This is a genomic window from Limnospira sp. PMC 1279.21, from assembly GCF_032349615.1.
In the GTDB taxonomy this organism is placed as follows: domain Bacteria; phylum Cyanobacteriota; class Cyanobacteriia; order Cyanobacteriales; family Microcoleaceae; genus Limnospira; species Limnospira fusiformis.
In genome coordinates this window covers 1-236 of the sequence record NZ_JARPLU010000623.1, presented here as the reverse complement: position 1 = coordinate 236, position 236 = coordinate 1, and the positions used below count along the sequence as shown (strand labels likewise).

1 protein-coding gene is annotated in these 236 nt (G+C 49.2%); it reads left to right on the top strand.

From position 1 onward, the window contains the following. Window positions 1-236, top strand: a 236-nt coding sequence (locus P5683_RS26255; protein ID WP_315669533.1) for an Ig-like domain-containing protein, incomplete at both ends; no start/stop codon positions are given.

Below are 236 nucleotides of genomic sequence, written 5' to 3'. Positions count from 1 at the left end.
ACGGTTAACCCTAACGGAACTATCACCTATAGCCATGACGGTTCATCTACCAGTAGGGATAGCTTTACTTATACCGTAGAGGATTATGATGGCGCTATCTCCAACCCAGCCACCGTCTTCCTGGCTATCCAAGAAAATCAACCCCCCCCCGCTAACGATGATAACGCCACCGTCCGCACTGTAAACACCGTTACCATTGATGTCCTCAATAACGATAGCGACCCGGATGGTGTTTT